This is a genomic window from Nocardia sp. NPDC059180 (assembly GCF_042754945.1).
In the GTDB taxonomy this organism is placed as follows: Bacteria; Actinomycetota; Actinomycetes; order Mycobacteriales; family Mycobacteriaceae; genus Nocardia.
This window is the reverse complement of record NZ_JBHZBU010000011.1, coordinates 1-15,822: the sequence shown is the minus strand read 5'-3', so window position 1 is coordinate 15,822 and position 15,822 is coordinate 1. Positions and strand designations below refer to the sequence as shown.

The window sequence follows — 15,822 nt, the reverse complement described above, 5'->3', positions numbered from 1 at the left end:
ACCCGGCGGCGGCCCGTTCGCAGGCCGGAACCGGGCCCCGGCTGTGATGTCGCGCACGATAGTGGGGGTTACGAAACTCACCCCGGACGCGTCGCCGATACGTACTGCAACAGCCGATGGATCTCCTGATCGATATCGATCAACCCGTGCTCGGCGAACAGCACGGGAAAGGTATCGGTATCGAAGACCCGCAAACCAGACCAGCCGCCGACGATCCGCGTCGCCTGCCCGAATGTCGAATCACCACGATGACTCGTGGTGATCGCGATCCGCCCGCCCGGTGCAAGCACTCGGATCATCTCCCGCACCGCCGCCAGCGGATCCGGGATCAGATACAGCGCGCCGAAACAGCACACCGCGTCGAAAGATCCATCCGCGAACGGCAGAAACCGCGCGTCACCACGCAGATAGCCCACCCGCGGCCCCGAATTGTCGGCGACGGCTCTGGCCAGCATCGGCGGCGAGAAATCCACACCAACGGCATAGCCGTCACCGGGCAACTGCTCGCTCAGATAGCGAGTGAAATTGCCGGGCCCGCACGCGATATCGAGAACCCGGTGCGCGCTCGGCAATCGCAGCGATTCGGCCGCGAAACGACGATCCGACTCGGTCGTGCGGCCACTGGCCAGATAGAACAGCGCAGGCCGCCACGCCCGCTCGTACACCGCGGCCAAGGCCGGATTGTTCATGGTGCGCCGAGCGAGGTTCATCGTGCCGACTCCGTTGTCCGCGAGAGATCCGTCATCAGGGGCGTGCGTTCAGGCCCGGTCCACCTCGATCGTCATCCCGGCTGCGCGCAAACGCTCGGTGAGCGCGTCACCCATCGCTGCCGCGGGGGTGAGTACACCCGCCAATTCCGGCTGCTTCGCACCGTCGAACGCCAGGCACAAGCCGCTCTCACCGAGCAACACCGCCGTCGCCTGGTACCCCGGATCGCCCTGACCGGCGAAGGTCGCGACGTACTTCGCGCCCGAGGTCGTGTGCGCATAGGTCTTCATGGTGAACCAGCCGCTCGTGCGCGCCTGCTCACTCGGCCCGGTCCCCGGCTTGGGCAGCACCCGATCCAGCAGCTTGCGACCTGCGCCCACCCGCGACAGCAGTGCACCCGCCGCCATGGTGGCCACGATCCCACCGGACATACCGGCCGCCACCAGCGGTGCGGCCGCCGACTTGCCCGCGCTCATCACCTCGCGATAGCGGAAGTTCTTGCCGTACACCCAACCGAGCAGACCATTGGAGCGGCGCACGATCTTGGTGTTGTGCATCGCCATGACGAACGTACCCACCCAGCCGTCCAGGCTCGGGTCGATGGCACTGGCGCGCTGCAAGGCCTGATCGGACTGCCTGCCGACATCGGGATCCATGGACTTGTCCGGGCTCAGCGAATACGGGTGGCTGAGCACGGACTGCTTGGACGGATCGGCGGCCACCGCCTCCATCATCGCGCGCCCGGAATCGATGGTTCCGCCGCTGACCCCACCCTTCAGCGAGGCGATCAAGGTGGTGTCGGTGAGTTCGCCGGTGTTGTCCTCTACCGAACGCCGATACAGCTGATACACGCTCAGATCCGACGGAATCGAGTCGTAGCCACAGGAATTGACGATCTTGGCGCCGGTGCGCGCGGCCTCGTCGTGATTGCGGTCGATCGCCTCCCGGATGAACAGCGGCTCCCCGGTGAGATCGGCATAGTGGGTGCCCGCCTTCGCGCAGGCGGCGACCAGCGGCAGACCGTAGCGCAGGTACGGACCCACCGTCGTCACCACGACGGTGGTGCGGGCGGCGAGTGCGTCGAGTGCGGGCTGATCGGCCGCGTCGGCGACCACCAGTTCCCAGCCCGCGGCAGCGGGGCCGAGCTCATCGCGCACCCGGCTCAGCTTGTCCACCGAGCGCCCGGCCAACGCGATCTTGGCGCCCGCGGGCGCCGCATCCAGCAGATACTGCGCGGTGAGCTTTCCGACGAAGCCCGTCGCACCGAAGAGAGTCAGATCGAATTCGCGGTTGTCCGCCATGGGTGCCCTCATGCCTTGTTGTGTCGAGTCTTACCGGACTGGTCGCCGCCGGTGCGCTCGGCCAGCCAACGCTGATGTTCCTTGCCGAGTTCGGTGACCGGCGGCTCGTCGTACAGCCATTCACGGGAGATGCGATGCCAATTCGCCGTCGCTTCGAGCTGGCCGAGCATGCCGAAGGTGAGGAAGTCCGCGCGCCGGGAGAACAGGTGCTCAGGTGGCAGATTCTGTTGCTTCATCCCGGTGAACTCGCTGGCCCGAGGGTCGACGGCGAGTAGGAAAGCGCCGCTGGCCAGCTCCGGAGTGATGGTGAGTTCCTCGTCGATCAGACACCATTCCGAGGCGGCGAGCACGTACTCGAGGCATTCATCCGGCCCGATCTCGTCGGGGGAGTCGATCACCCCGCGCTGGATCATCAACTGCCGCAGATCCTCGGCCCGATCCTCTGCGGCCGCCCGCAGACAGGCCGCCTCGAACCGGACGTGGTCGGGGTCCATCCGGTTGAACAGGCCGAAATCGAGAAAACCGACCCGCCCGTCGGTGGTGAGCATGACATTGCCCGGATGCGGATCACCGCAGAATTCGTTGAACACGAACAGCGAACCGACATAGAAGCGGTAGATGATCTCGCCGATCCGATCGTGATCGGCCTGCGGCAGCTCCTTGATCTCCTCGAATCCGCTGCCGTCCAGATATTCGCTCACGAGCACCCGCCGCGTGCTCAACTCCAGCACCGGCTGCGGCACCACGATGAACGGATGGCCGGCGTAGAGCTCGGAGATCTGGCGCTGGGTCTCGGCCTCGGCGTGATAGTCGAGCTCGGCCTCCATATTGAGCCGCAGCTCGTCCAGCACCGCGGGCGTCACCCACGGCATGGCCGATTGCAGTACCCGGCGAAACATGGCGAGGTTCTTCAGGTCCGCGCGGACGGCAATATCGATGCCCGGATACTGCACCTTCACCGCGACCCTGCGTCCGTCGTGCAGTCGCCCACGATAAACCTGGCCGATCGAGGCGGCCGCCACAGGTTCGGACTCGAATTCGGCGAACACGTCCTCGAGTGGGCGGCCGAAATCCTCCTCGATCACCGCGCGCATGGCCTCGAACGACACCGTCGGCGCGGCGTTGCGCAACACGGCGAGACGTTTCTGGAAGCGTTCGCGATGTTCGGGCGGCACCAGATCCATATCGAGCACCGACATCATCTGGCCCAGTTTCATGGCCACGCCCTTCATGGTGCCGAGCACCATGACCACCTGTTCGGTGGTGCGGATCATCGATTCCTCGGCCATTTTCGCGCGCACTGCTTCCGAGCGGCCGCGCATGGACATGCGCGCGCGCTGGGTGCGCAGCATGGATCCGGCCGCGACCGCACCGAGCTTCGTCCCGCGAGCGAGCCGGGATGTCGGCACTTGCTTCGCCATCGAGGTACCTCCGTTGGTGCCGACGCGCGAACGGAGACGCAACCCCTCTGCGGCGCCCCGCTAGGGGTTCAGACTAACCAAACGCGCGACGATGTCGAGTCCCGTGTCACATCCGGTACGCGTCGGCGCCGGTACTGGCTCAGACGGTGCCTTCGGCGGATTCCGCGGCGGTCTCGGCAGTGGCTGCCTGCTCCGGCAGCACATGCGGCATCGCGTTGAATTTGCTGCGAGAACCGCCCGCGCGCGCCATGCCCTCGATAGCGCTCCAGGCCATCATCGACAGGTAGTCGATGACTTCCTCACGCGACATGGTCTTGTCGGTGGTCCACCAGTGCGTGGCCAGCTGGATGCCACCGACCAGCACATACGACCACAGCATCGCGCCCTCGGTCTCGAGGTCGAGATCGGCGGCCCTGCTGATGATGGCGGCCGCGACGACCTCGGCGAACAGCTTCTCGAACTCGGCGAGCGAGGACTGGTCGGCCGAGCCGTTGCCCATGATGAAGCGATAGACCTCGGGGTCCTCGTCGACCGCGCCGACGTACTCACCGAGGGCGGTGCGGACCAGTTGGTATTCGTCGGCGTCGAGACTGATCGCGCCGTAGACGCGTGGCATCAGGGTGATCTCGATGAATCGCTGCATGGTGGCGTGGACCAGATCGTTCTTGTCCGCGAAATAGCGGTACAGCACGGTCTTGGAGACGCCGATCTCGGCGGCGATCTCATCCATGCCCGCGCTGCTGCCGCGGGCGCGGACCGCGGCGAGGGTGCCGTCGACCAGCTCCTCGCGGCGGTCGATCTTGTGCTGTCGCCACCGGCGTTTGCGGCCATCGGTATGGCCGGTGCGCACCGCCGCCGGTCGCTCGGCGCGCTCGCCGACGTCGACAAGGTCTTCGGTGGACAGGGTGGGCTCCCTCGTTCGTAGGCGGATCCTTTGGTCCAGCTTAGGTCGCATTACCTCCCGGCAGGCCGGTTTGGGGTGCCGATCACCGCATTCGGGGGGTCGATGCGAGCTAAGTCACGCCTCTGCGGCCGTTCGCGACCCTCCGGTTGGTCACGGCGCCGGTCCGGAACCGGAAAACGCCAGCAGAATGGAGGGCATGCAGAACGCTCCCGGCGATACCGCGGTCCTCGGTGACCGCCGTTCCGACGCCGCCGATGCGCAGGCGAAGATGCCGAGCAGCTTCGCGTCCTTCACCGATGACGCGAGCAAACGGCGCGACCTGTGGAAGATGAAATCGCTGGCCACCGGCCTGCTGGTGCTGGCAACCGCGATATATCTCGGCTGCCGCTGGCTCGAGTCGCGCGGCGGCGGTGGTGACTGGGTCGGCTATGTGCGGGCCGCGTCCGAGGCGGGCATGGTCGGCGCACTTGCCGACTGGTTCGCGGTAACGGCTCTGTTCCGGCATCCGCTCGGGCTGCCCATCCCGCACACGGCCATCATCAAACGCAAAAAGGACCAGCTCGGCGCCAGCCTCGGCAGCTTCGTCGGCACCAACTTCCTCTCGCCCGAGGTGGTGACCGCGAAGGTCAATTCGGCGCAAGTGTCCTGGCGGGTCGGCCGGTGGATGGCCGATCCGGGCAATGCCGCCCGGGTGGCGCAGGAGAGTTCGACGATCTTGCGCGCCGTGGTCGGGGTGTTGCGCGATGAGGACGTCGAGCAGGTCATCGACAACACGATCGTCAAGCGGATCGCCGAACCGCAGTGGGGGCCGCCGATCGGGCGGGTGCTCACGGAACTGCTGGCCGACAACCGTCAGCTGCCGCTGCTGGATCTGCTCGCAGAGCGTGCGCATCAGTGGGCGCTCGGTAGCCAGGAAACGATCGATCGCGTGGTGTTGCGGGATGCGCCGCAGTGGGCGCCGAAGTTCGTCAACATCATGCTGTCGGAGAAGATCTACCGTGAACTGGTCGAATTCACCTGGAAGGTGCGTTCGACACCCGATCACGAGGTCCGGCTGGCGGCCAATCGTTTCCTCGAGCAGTTCGCCGACGATCTGCAACACGACGAGGCGATGATCGCCAAGGCCGAGCGGATCAAGTCCCAGATCATGGGCCGCGAGGAGATCACCGGGATGGCGGAGGCCACCTGGCGCGCGGCCAAGCGGTTGATCCTGGAGTCGGCCGACGACCCGAACAGCACATTGCGGCGCAAGGTTGCCGAAAACGTCCAGGCGCTCGGCGAGCAACTGCGCGATGATGAACAGACCCGCGCGAAGGTCGACGGCTGGATCGAGCGTGGCGCACGGTATCTGGCGGCCAACTACGCGGACGAGATCGCGACGATCGTCAGCGATACCGTTGCCAGGTGGGATGCGGAAGAAGCGAGTAAGAAAATCGAATTGCAGGTCGGGCGCGATCTGCAGTTCATCCGGATCAACGGCACGGTGGTGGGTTCGCTTGCCGGGCTGGCGATCTACACGATTTCGCATCTGATGTTCGGCGGCTGAGACAGCAGCGCCGGACGTTTGCCCGAAGCGTGCTAACACAAGTGCTTGCAATAGTTAGCACCCTGTCCTAGCATTGGTTACGTACTACCGCCAGAAGGTGAGTGATGGCAGACCAGCCCGAGGTTTCCGCCCAGCACGCCGAGGATCCGGACGATGGCACCGGTCTCGGGGAACGGGCGGGCCGCGTGACCAACGCGGCGCACGACATCGGAGGTTTCATCAGGTCGCAACGTGAGGCCGCTCAGGTCTCACTGCGTCAGCTCGCGCAACTGGCGGGGGTGAGCAACCCGTATCTCAGTCAGATCGAGCGCGGATTGCGTAACCCGTCCGCCGAGGTGCTCGCGCAGATCGCGAAGGCACTGCGTGTGTCCTCGGAGGTGCTGTACGTCCGGGCCGGCTATCTCGAGCAGCGGCCGCACAGCCCGGTCCGGGATGCCCTGCTTGCCGACACATCGATCAGTGAACGGCAAAAGCAGGTCCTGCTGGAAATTTATGAATCGTTTCGCCGGGAAAACGGAGGGAACGAATCAGGGGGGGATGACTGGGACAACGCCGTTCCGCATATTACGACCGACACTCCGCCACGCCAGGAGAACGAAACATGACCGACAACGCCACCACCAAGCCGCTCTACGCCACCGTCGGTGCGGGTGACGCCGTCTACACCGCCGTCCTCGATGCCGTGACCCAGGTCCGCGAGCGCGCTCAGTCCGCCGATGTGACCGGCCGGGTCGATGAAGCCCGCGAGCGCATCGCCAACCTGCCTGCCGACGTGCAGGGCCAGTTCGATTCGCTGCGCGATCGGCTCTCGGGCCTGCCCTCCGAGCTGCCCGAGGACCTCGCCGAACTGCGCGAGAAGTTCACCTCCGAGGAGCTGCGCAAGCTGGCCGAGCAGTACTACCGCCAGGTCGTCGACCTGTACGCAGACCTCGCCGTGCGCGGTGAGGAGACCGTGGACCGCCTGCGCGCCAACCACCTGGTCGAGGAGCAGGTCGGCCGGGTCGAGTCGCTGTACAAGGACGCCGCCGAGCGGGCCGAGGACGTGCTCGGTCGGGTCAACGACCTGATCGGCCGCTCGGACACGGCCGTCGAGGACGAGGCCGACGCGGCTGCCGAGGCTGTCGTCGACGCCGAGGTCGTCGAGGTCACCACCGAGTCCGCGCCTGCCCCGGCCGCCAAGAAGGCGCCGGCCAAGAAGGCTCCCGCCAAGGCCGCCGCTGCCAAGGCCCCCGCCACCCCGGCGAAGAAGGCTCCGGCGCGCAAGACTGCCGCCAAGAAGGCTTGATCGCCAGGCTGGGGGCCCACTGACGGGCTGACCGGTCACGCTTCACCGCGACCCCGCGCACCTGGTGCGCGGGGTCGCTGCGTTCGCAGCCCTTCCTGGGCTGGAAACGGCTTGGTAGTGGGGGTTGCTTCTATCATGGTGGAGTGGAAATTGCGCAGGGTGTTACCGGCCTGATCGTGCTCGTGCTGTGGCTGCTGGCTTTCGGCGCGACGATGTTCGCGCTGATTCACGCCCTACGGCAGCGGCCGGACGCGTTTACGGCGGTCGACAAGCTGACCAAGCCGATCTGGCTGGCCATCCTCGGCGTGGCGGTGCTGTTGCTGCTGCTGTCGTTCGCCGGGCTCGGCCTGTTCGCGTTCATCGCGATCATCGCGACGGGCATCTACTTGGCCGATGTGCGTCCGAAGGTGGACGAGGTTCAGCGCGGTCCGCGCTGGTAGGTGGATCTCCGCGTCCACTGCGGCCATGCGCGGTCTGGGGCGTGCCACCGGTTCGAAGAAAATTTCGGCGCCGTCCCCGCTGGTGAACGACTGTTCTCCCGAATTTCCTCGGTGCTAGCACTAGCTAGCACGCGCTCCATTGGTTACTGTATCTCGCAGTAACACAAAGGAGTGTCCAATGCGTGCAATGTTGCCGAATGCGTTGGCGAGCGTCTCGAACCAGCTTCGGGGCCTGCTGGATGTGCACCGTGCGAACCTCCGGTCGCGCACCTACGACGACGCCGCGCTGAATCCGCCGACCGTCCCGCACGACGTCATCCCGGTGACGGCCTCGGATGGTGCTCGGCTGCGTGTGCACGCGTATGGACCTGCCGACGGCGACGTCATCGTGCTGGTGCACGGTTGGACCTGCGCCATCGAATACTGGTACCCGCAGATCAATGCCTTCGCCGGTGACTACCGCGTCGTCGCCTACGACCAGCGCGGCCACGGCGAGAGCGAGCTCGGGTCCAGCCCCCTCGACTGCGATCTGCTCGCCGATGACCTGTGCGCGGTGCTCGACGCCGCCCTGCGTCCCGGTCAGCGCGCCGTGCTCGTCGGCCACAGCCTCGGCGGTATGACGCTGCAGGCGTGGGCGGGCAAGCACCCCGACCGGGTCACCGCGCAGGCCGAGGCCGTGCTGCTCAGCAATACCGGCCCGCATTCGCTGGTCGCCGAGACCACCGTGGTGCCCCCGTTCAACAAGCCGCTGTCCTGGCTCGGCGGCCGCACCATCGCGCTGCCGTTCTGGTTCGGCCGCCTAGGCCTCGGCACCCCGATCGTCTTCCCGCCGATCGCCCCGGTCCGCTGGGTCTTCGCCCGCCAGATCATGTCCCTGAACGCGCCGCGCGAACTGGTCGATTTCAGCATGGCGGTCGTGCGCACGTGCCCGGCTTCGGTCCGAGCGAAATTCGGCTTCCTGCTCGCCGATATGCACCTCGGCGATTCCGCCCGCAACTTGGTCGTCCCGACCACCCTGCTGGCCGGCGAATTCGACGACATGACCCCGGTCGTGCACTCCGACCAGCTCGCCGAGATCCTCGCCGAAGCAGGCAACCTGGTCCGCTACGAGGTCCTGCCGACCGGCCACCTCGGCAATGTCGAGGCCTACGAGCGGTTCAACGAGGAACTCGCGCGCGTACTCGACGCGGTGCATCAGCCGGTCGAAGCCGTCGGCTGATCTTCCCGCACGCGGACCGGGATCCAATCCGCCACCAAGGTGACGCATGCCCGGACGGTAGGTCGTGCCCAGTTGGCCGAAATCCCAACTTCGCCCGCAGGATTCGAACGACGACGAAGGAATCCGACCTCCAACTAAATAATGAAGACAAGTCGTCCGCGTGGGAGGACGGTCGCGCCCGCAGTGGACCGCGCGATCGGCCGGCCGGTACCGTATTGAATCGTGAGTGCGGGGGATGTGCCGGTGTCCGGTGACGCTGTCATGGTGGTGCCCGAGCAGGTGCGTGCGGTCGGTCAATACGTCTACGGGGTGGCGGATGCGCTGCGGTCGGCGTTGGAGTCAGCGGCTCGGGATGTCGATTCGCTGACCGATGGTGGTTGGCGTGGCGGTGCAGCGACCCAGTTCACCGAGGGTTGGACCGAATTGCGTGATGGTGGTGTGCAGATCATCGCGGCGTTTACGGGTATGGCCGAAAAGCTGGGCGTGACAGCGGACAACTATCAGGCTCGCGAGGCGATCGACGTCGGCACATACCCGGGAGAAGGTAAGCGGCTTCCCGATGGCACCGAGGTGCGAATCAGGGAGGAAAGCAAATCACGTGGTGTTACAGTTGATATCAAGTACCCGGACAATCCAGTTCCAGTGAAAGTGCACCTGCCAAAGAAATGAACGAGAAACTCGAACACTTCATTCTGTATGAGCTGTCCGATGATTGGGCTGCTATCGCCGCATTCGATGGGATGTTCGCGAGGATCGCGCCAGAGTCCTACTCGCGATATGCGGTACTCGACCTTATTCGAAGCTTGGCGGCCAGCCGATTCATCCGATTCGGATCCTTCCCCGGGGGTGGCAGATCATGGGAACCGTGGGGTGTTTCGATAGATGAAGCAATCGATCGAATTGCTCACGGATATAACGGTGTTCGTGGGTATTTGGATATCACGGACGACGAAATCGGCTCGAACGAAATATTTCGAGCCGAATTGATCGAGGATGGTGAAGAAAGGTTGGCCGAGCTGGGTAACCCATACGAGAAGTATGGGGATCCTTGGCGAGGAACGCCGCGTCAGGCTTCCAGCTGACCAAATCGTCGTAATGAGGCAATCGATGGAAGAGTATCTCCCCGTCTGGCGTCAGAAATGACGATTACTCCAGATGATCTGGCCCGGAATTTTAGTGAAGACGGTCTTCGCGATATAGAGAGTCGTACGCATCGCCTCGGTTCCACCGAAGTAACGGTACTAGATCTTGCTGCGGCTTGGGCTGCTCATGTTGAAAAGATTGACCGAGACCGAGAGCTTCCACGGACCGATCGAACAGTCTGGACCGAGTATGATTTCGTAGCAGCACTTACGATGCGCGACTACCTGCAGGGCGCACTCGACATATTGCCCGAGGAGCTGAGAGGCAAGCTGACGGGCCTGATAGAACCCGTAGACGAGCGGTTTCGCGGGTACACGGTATCCGACTCGGGCAAGAGAGTGTCTGTTATCGCCGATGTTGATATTTCTCACCGCGGATGGTGGTGGCTCAGAATTCCAGCCTCGGGGCCGATTGCTGAGGATTTCGAGATACTTAAATCTCGCGGGATTCATTGAGGTGATCTCAGGAAATTCTATGCATGCTTGTGGAATTCGTGGCGAGTGAGGCTTCCATGCACCTTGTCCGACTACTCGGCGTCGGGCTATCCGGCGGCGAGTGCGCGCCGGACCCGCACCGACGCCCAGGTGCCGAGACCTTCTCCCGCCGCGCGGATCTCGTCGGCGTCGCAGCGGTGAATGGCCAGCGCGTCGACCACCACCTCGTCCAGCGCGGACTGGGCGATATCGGATTCGGCGAGATCGAGCACGGTGCGCACGGGTGTGGTCACCATGAACGAGCCCGCGGATTCGAGGTCGGCGCTCCGTAGCCGCCTGCGCAGTACCACCACCCGCTGGGTGACGGGCGGACGGCCGGCGGCCGCTGACAGATGCAGGAAGGTCGGATGCAACCGTCCGATCCCGTGCAGATCCGCGGCGCTCTGATGCGATACCGCCACCGCGCCGTCGAACCAGGCCGCCCACATCGCGCATTCGTCCAGCGGACCCTCCGGCCAGTCCGCGATGCGCAGCATCCCGACGCCGGTTCTGGTCACCGATCCGTTGCCGAGGCAGGCGCGCACTCGATCGGCGCAACCGGTGCGCAACACCTGACGGGTGGTGAAGAAGCCGGCGTGGCGACCGGCCAGGCGGCACAGCACCCGCCAGCCGCGACCGGAATCCCCGCTTGCGGGCGCGAGAGGATCGGGAAGGAATCCAGGACTGCGCCTCGCCGCTTCACCGGCCATGGGAACCAGGCTACCGGGCAATCTTGTGGCACATGTCACAATCGGGTCGGCTCGCCTACAAGACATCCCTCACCGCACCCTCAGAGCCGACACAGAAACGTCGGGAAGAATCTGCCGCATGCCCACGAAGATCCGCTCCGCACTGACGGTCAGTCGCCGCACCCTGGTGATCGCCCTGATCGCGGTGGCCGCATTGCTGGCCACCGTGCTGGTCGGCGGCGAGGCGTATGCGCGGCACGCGGTGTCGAGCTGTGTCAGCAGCCAGTTCGAGAAGGAGATGGGCTCCAAGATCGACGTCGGTTTCGGCGCCAAGCCGATGCTGGTGACCTGGGTCGACGGCAAATTGCCCGAGGTGAACGTCAACAGTGACGACGTGAAGTTCGGTCCGGCCGTCGGCATGCGGGTGCACGCGAAGTTCCACGATATCGAGGTCACCGACAACGGCCGCGGCGGCGCCGCGATCGGCCGCTCCACCGCGGACGTCACCTGGAGCAACGAAGGTATCGGCAAGACCCTCGGCGGACTGGTGAGCAACGTCAGCTCCTCGTCCGCCGACGGCAAACTGCCCATGGACGTGCTCGGCGGCTTCGCCCAGGTCGCGGTGCAGCCGCTCGTCGCCAACGGCACGGTGCAGGTCGATATCGAATCCGCGCATGTGCTCGGCATCGGCTTGCCGACCGACCTGGTTCAGGACATCGCCGATGTGCTGTCGCAGAGCCTGCAGGTCTACCCGTTCGAGATGCAGCCGACCGGCCTGCAGGTCACCGACGACGGCCTCCGGGTGCAGCTGGCCGGCGGCCGTGCCGAGTTGCCCGCCGGGGACCAAGGCAGCTCGTCCTGCTGAGCGCCGAGGCCACACACCGACAGCACATTATTGCCGCACGGGTGCGGTCAGGCCGCGAAACCCTCCAGCACCGCACGGGATTTGGACAGTCCGAGGCGGGTGGCGCCCGCCGCGATCAGATCCGCCGCCGCCGCCGCGGTGCGGATGCCGCCGCTGGCCTTGATCCCGAGCCGGCCGCCGACGGCCTCGGCCATCAGCTCGACCGCGTGCACGCTGGCACCGCCTGCGGGATGAAATCCGGTGGAGGTCTTCACGAAATCGGCGCCCGCGCGTTCGGCGACCCGGCACACCTGCACGATCGCCTCATCCGGCAGTGCGGCGGATTCGATGATCACCTTCAGCAGCGCCCGGTCGCCGACGGCCTCACGCACCGTCACGATATCGGCGAGCACGGCCGTATAGTCCCCGACGACGGCGGCGCCGACGTCGATGACCATATCCACCTCGGCCGCGCCCTGATCGACAGCAAGCCTGGCCTCGGCGCCCTTGACGAGCGAATGATGTTTGCCGGACGGGAATCCGGCCACGGTCGCCACCGCGAGCCCCGGCGCCCGCACCGGCAACATCGACGGGGACACGCAGATCGCGTACACCCCGAGCTCGCGAGCCTCGCGCACCAGCTCCGCCACATCGTCGGTGGTCGCCTCCGGCGACAACAGGGTGTGGTCGATCATGTCGGCCACTACGGCCCGGGTCAGCGACGCGGAATCTGCCATGCGCCGAGTCTGGCATATCGACGATATCGTCCGAGCCGGGCAGGAATCGGATTGCGCGCCAGGATCGGTTCACGCACACTTCTATTGTTCGGGAAGAGAGGACAACCGTGCTGATCCGACGCGAACGCGCCGGCGACATCGACGCCATCGCCGCAGTCCACCGCAGCGCTTTCGGCCCGCAGTACACCGGCCGGGACGCCGAACAACCCCCCGAAGTCGATCTCGTCGAGCGCCTGCGCAGTGATCCGGGCTGGATACCGACGCTGTCGATGGTCGCGGTGGAGCACGACGCCGTCATCGGGCACGTCTGCCTGACCCGCGCCGCCGTCGGCCCGTTCCCGGTGCTCGCTCTCGGCCCCGTCGGGGTGCTGGGCGACCATCAGGGTGACGGTGTCGGCGCTGCGCTCATGCACGCCGTCATCGGCGCCGCCGACGCACTCGACGAACCGCTCATCGGACTCGTCGGCCACCACGACTATTACCCCCGCTTCGGCTTCGTCCCTGGCACCCGCGTCGGCATCGCACCCGACGAGCCGAGCTGGGCGAGTCACTTCCAGGTCCGTTCCCTCACTGCCTACGACGCGCAGATCCTCGGCGAGTTCCACTACGCCGAACCGTTCTACAGCTGATTACCGATCCGGTGGCGCACTCGGTGCGGGTGAGACTTTCTCACCTGCGAGGATGGGCGCATGAGTGCTACACCATCCGTCTCCGACGAACGTCGCTACGTGCTGACTCTCGGCTGCCCGGATCGTCCGGGCATCATCGCCGAGATCACCTCGTTCATCGCGGGTTTCGGTGGGTCGATCATGGAGGCCGGGTATCACTCCGATCTGGAGACCGGCTGGTTCTTCACCCGGCAGGCGATCAAGGCTTCGACGGTGCCGTTCGATCTCGGTGAGCTGCGCACCCGCTTCGCTGACGTCGCCGCGAGCCTCGGCTCCGAGACCGACTGGCAACTGCTCGACTCAGGGGCGCGGCGGCGGGCGGTCGTGCTGGTCAGCAAGGACGGGCACTGCCTGCACGATCTGCTCGGCCGGGCGGCCTCCGGTGAGCTACCGGCCACCATCGAGGCCGTGATCGGCAATCATCTCGATCTTGCCGAGATCACCGAGGCGCACGGGGTGAAGTTCCATCACGTGCCGTTCCCGAAGGATCCGGCCGAACGCGGTCCCGCTTTCGAACAGGTCCGCGCTCTGGTCGACGCGCACGATCCGCATGCGGTGGTGCTGGCCCGTTTCATGCAGGTGCTGCCTGCGGAACTGTGCGAGCACTGGGCGGGCAAGGCCATCAACATCCACCACAGCTTCCTGCCCTCGTTCGTCGGCGCACGCCCCTACCACCAGGCGTTCGTGCGCGGGGTCAAGCTCATCGGCGCGACCTGCCACTACGTGACGCCCGAACTGGACGCGGGCCCCATCATCGAACAGGACGTGATCCGCATCGATCACGCCGACGAGGTCCGCGACATGGTGCGACAGGGCCGCGATATCGAACGGGTCGTGCTGGCTCGCGGGCTGCGCTGGCATCTGGAGGGCCGGGTGCTTGTGCACGGACGGCGCACAGTGGTGTTCTCCTGAAGCCTCGGCACCAACCTCCCACCGGTACCGCACCTCACACCAGACGCCCGCCACGCGTGGGGCAAATAGATGTGTGAAGTCATCAGCTGGGGTGTGAACTACCGGCGCCGGACTGCGGTTGTTGAGGGTGCGTGGGCGCGGGTAGCGTGCTGGTGAAATGGGTCTGCTGGCTGTCCGGTGTGGACGGTTGGGCGGCCGGTGGGTACTGAAGGGGGCTTTGTGTCCGTGGAATACAGAAGGATCAGGCGCGCCGGTCTGATCCCGGCGGCAGTGCTGCTGACGGCAGCGATGCTCGGAGCAGCCGGGTGCTCGGGGTCGACCGAAGGCTCTCCGACTGCAGTGGAGAGTGTGGCGAACAGTCCTGATAGCGGGCAAGGCTCGGAAACGGGCAGTGCGGCGGCGAGCACTACTGCCGCATCGGAGGGCGCGGATCTGTGGGATCCGTGTGCGCTGCCGGAATCGGCGATCAGCGGGACGGGGCTGGATCCCGCGAGTAAGGAATCCGGAATCGCCAACGTGGATTTCACTGATGCGGGCTGGAAGACGTGCGATTGGCGCGCGACCGCTGGGTGGTACAACTTCGGGATGTATTCGGGGACACCAACCTTGGATGATGTTCGTGCTCGCCCTGACTCCACATCGTTCCAAGCGCGCACTGTCGGCTCACATCAGGCCGTGCAGTACCGGGATACCGGCGCGACTGCCCATCTGACGTGTGCGATAGCAGTAGAAGTCAGCCAAGGGATCGTGATGTTCGACGTTCAGGCTCGAGCTTCTGTCGGCGCAAAAGAGGACCCCTGCGCGGTGCTGGACCGACATGTCGCGGACCTCGCTGAATACCTACCCGAGAACTAGGGAACCTATGCAGTTCGGTGACGATGCCACTCACCGCCCGGTCTCCTCGACAAGCTGCTGGAGTGCGACTGACTGCTCGAGAACACAGTGGGAGCGGACATGAGCGTGTTAGATCTCGGAGGCGTGGACCCACAACAGTGGCGTCACCTTCTCGACCAGGCGAATTCCGGCGAGCTGACGTTGGATCCCGATGTCGGAGCTGGCTTGGACAAGGTATGCACGGACTACCTCGACAAACTGGACGAGATACTGCGAACCGCAGGCAGGGTGGCGAGGGTCGAGGGTTTCGGAACATTCCCATCTGGCGATGCTTTAACGGAAAAGTTCACGCAGAAGGGAAGCGGGACTACGCAGTCGATCGATGCGGTGCTCTTGGAGCACATCGAGACTGTCAAGCTGATCCAACAGGTTGTTGCCAAGTCGATTGCGAACCTGACCGAGACCGACCAGAGCACCGGGCAGCAGGTTACAAAAGTGGGCCAGGATATCCCGCAAGGACAGAACTGACCACGGGCGGGTGGTCGCCCGGTGTATCGGTGGCGTAGCGCGGCTGGAAGTCGAGGGGATCGCGAGACCCGTCAGCTGTAGGTGATAGAAGTGGGGGCGGCCCCCCCCCCCGAACCCCCCCCCCCACCCGCCCACCGTTGATGAACGACATACAAAAAAAAAAAAAAAAA

The 15,822-nt window shown here is 65.3% G+C and carries 19 protein-coding genes; 13 read left to right on the top strand and 6 right to left on the bottom strand.

Features of this window, described 5'->3' with window-relative positions; translation table 11 throughout:
• Positions 1-77: 77 nt before the first annotated feature.
• From ACFXNW_RS27160 to ACFXNW_RS27145, 4 genes are all read right to left on the bottom strand, one after another.
• Complete coding sequence (locus tag ACFXNW_RS27160; protein ID WP_379420632.1) at positions 78-710, bottom strand: class I SAM-dependent methyltransferase; 633 nt, start codon at positions 708-710, stop codon at positions 78-80.
• 48 nt (positions 711-758) lie between these two features.
• Complete coding sequence (locus tag ACFXNW_RS27155) at positions 759-2,009, bottom strand: saccharopine dehydrogenase family protein (protein WP_379420631.1); 1,251 nt, start codon at positions 2,007-2,009, stop codon at positions 759-761.
• An 8-nt stretch (positions 2,010-2,017) separates the two neighbouring features.
• On the bottom strand, positions 2,018-3,430 hold the full coding sequence (locus ACFXNW_RS27150; protein WP_379420630.1) for an ABC1 kinase family protein: 1,413 nt from the start codon (positions 3,428-3,430) through the stop codon (positions 2,018-2,020).
• A gap of 139 nt (positions 3,431-3,569) precedes the next feature.
• Positions 3,570-4,280 carry a TetR/AcrR family transcriptional regulator gene (locus ACFXNW_RS27145; protein ID WP_379420833.1) on the bottom strand — a complete coding sequence of 237 codons (711 nt, stop codon included), beginning with the start codon at positions 4,278-4,280 and terminating at the stop codon, positions 3,570-3,572.
• Between the two features lie 250 nt (positions 4,281-4,530).
• On the opposite strand from ACFXNW_RS27145, the gene ACFXNW_RS27140 reads away from it, so the two are divergent.
• From ACFXNW_RS27140 to ACFXNW_RS27105, 8 genes are all read left to right on the top strand, one after another.
• Positions 4,531-5,880, top strand: a complete 1,350-nt coding sequence (locus ACFXNW_RS27140; RefSeq protein WP_379420629.1) for a DUF445 domain-containing protein — start codon at positions 4,531-4,533, stop codon at positions 5,878-5,880.
• A gap of 104 nt (positions 5,881-5,984) precedes the next feature.
• Positions 5,985-6,485, top strand: a complete 501-nt coding sequence (locus tag ACFXNW_RS27135; RefSeq protein ID WP_379420628.1) for a helix-turn-helix domain-containing protein — start codon at positions 5,985-5,987, stop codon at positions 6,483-6,485.
• Complete coding sequence (locus ACFXNW_RS27130) at positions 6,482-7,165, top strand: heparin-binding hemagglutinin (protein ID WP_379420627.1); 684 nt, start codon at positions 6,482-6,484, stop codon at positions 7,163-7,165. Before ACFXNW_RS27135 ends, ACFXNW_RS27130 begins: the two co-directional genes overlap by 4 nt.
• Before the next feature lie 143 nt (positions 7,166-7,308).
• Entirely contained in the window at positions 7,309-7,605 is a 297-nt protein-coding gene (locus tag ACFXNW_RS27125; protein ID WP_379420626.1) for a DUF2516 family protein, read from the top strand.
• Between the two features lie 178 nt (positions 7,606-7,783).
• Positions 7,784-8,824 carry an alpha/beta fold hydrolase gene (locus ACFXNW_RS27120; protein ID WP_379420625.1) on the top strand — a complete coding sequence of 347 codons (1,041 nt, stop codon included), beginning with the start codon at positions 7,784-7,786 and terminating at the stop codon, positions 8,822-8,824.
• 243 nt (positions 8,825-9,067) lie between these two features.
• A complete protein-coding gene (locus tag ACFXNW_RS27115; RefSeq protein WP_379420624.1) occupies positions 9,068-9,493 on the top strand; it encodes a WXG100 family type VII secretion target in 426 nt (141 codons plus the stop codon).
• The gene (locus ACFXNW_RS27110; protein WP_379420623.1) at positions 9,490-9,906 is read left to right on the top strand and encodes a hypothetical protein; all 417 of its coding nucleotides are present in this window, start codon (positions 9,490-9,492) and stop codon (positions 9,904-9,906) included. The genes ACFXNW_RS27115 and ACFXNW_RS27110 overlap by 4 nt, the downstream gene beginning before the upstream one ends.
• A 57-nt stretch (positions 9,907-9,963) precedes the next feature.
• Positions 9,964-10,422, top strand: a complete 459-nt coding sequence (locus ACFXNW_RS27105; RefSeq protein ID WP_379420622.1) for a hypothetical protein — start codon at positions 9,964-9,966, stop codon at positions 10,420-10,422.
• An 86-nt stretch (positions 10,423-10,508) separates the two neighbouring features.
• On the opposite strand, the gene ACFXNW_RS27100 is transcribed toward ACFXNW_RS27105, so the two are convergent.
• Positions 10,509-11,150 (bottom strand): hypothetical protein, encoded by a 642-nt coding sequence (locus ACFXNW_RS27100; protein ID WP_379420621.1) that lies wholly within the window; start codon positions 11,148-11,150, stop codon positions 10,509-10,511.
• Between the two features lie 118 nt (positions 11,151-11,268).
• Here ACFXNW_RS27100 and ACFXNW_RS27095 point away from each other — a divergent pair, with 118 nt between their 5' ends.
• Positions 11,269-11,994: a DUF2993 domain-containing protein gene (locus ACFXNW_RS27095; RefSeq protein WP_379420620.1), complete on the top strand. Its 726-nt coding sequence runs from the start codon at positions 11,269-11,271 to the stop codon at positions 11,992-11,994.
• 47 nt (positions 11,995-12,041) lie between these two features.
• On the opposite strand, the gene deoC is transcribed toward ACFXNW_RS27095, so the two are convergent.
• Positions 12,042-12,710: a deoxyribose-phosphate aldolase gene (gene deoC / locus ACFXNW_RS27090; RefSeq protein WP_379420619.1), complete on the bottom strand. Its 669-nt coding sequence runs from the start codon at positions 12,708-12,710 to the stop codon at positions 12,042-12,044.
• Between the two features lie 107 nt (positions 12,711-12,817).
• Here deoC and ACFXNW_RS27085 point away from each other — a divergent pair, with 107 nt between their 5' ends.
• The 4 genes from ACFXNW_RS27085 to ACFXNW_RS27070 all read left to right on the top strand — a co-directional run bounded on the left by ACFXNW_RS27085 (position 12,818) and on the right by ACFXNW_RS27070 (position 15,652).
• Positions 12,818-13,339 carry a GNAT family N-acetyltransferase gene (locus ACFXNW_RS27085; protein WP_379420618.1) on the top strand — a complete coding sequence of 174 codons (522 nt, stop codon included), beginning with the start codon at positions 12,818-12,820 and terminating at the stop codon, positions 13,337-13,339.
• A 60-nt stretch (positions 13,340-13,399) separates the two neighbouring features.
• Positions 13,400-14,290: a formyltetrahydrofolate deformylase gene (gene purU / locus ACFXNW_RS27080; RefSeq protein WP_379420617.1), complete on the top strand. Its 891-nt coding sequence runs from the start codon at positions 13,400-13,402 to the stop codon at positions 14,288-14,290.
• A gap of 288 nt (positions 14,291-14,578) precedes the next feature.
• Positions 14,579-15,145 carry a DUF3558 domain-containing protein gene (locus ACFXNW_RS27075; RefSeq protein WP_379420832.1) on the top strand — a complete coding sequence of 189 codons (567 nt, stop codon included), beginning with the start codon at positions 14,579-14,581 and terminating at the stop codon, positions 15,143-15,145.
• A gap of 99 nt (positions 15,146-15,244) precedes the next feature.
• Positions 15,245-15,652, top strand: a complete 408-nt coding sequence (locus ACFXNW_RS27070) for a hypothetical protein (protein WP_379420616.1) — start codon at positions 15,245-15,247, stop codon at positions 15,650-15,652.
• Positions 15,653-15,822 lie beyond the last annotated feature (170 nt).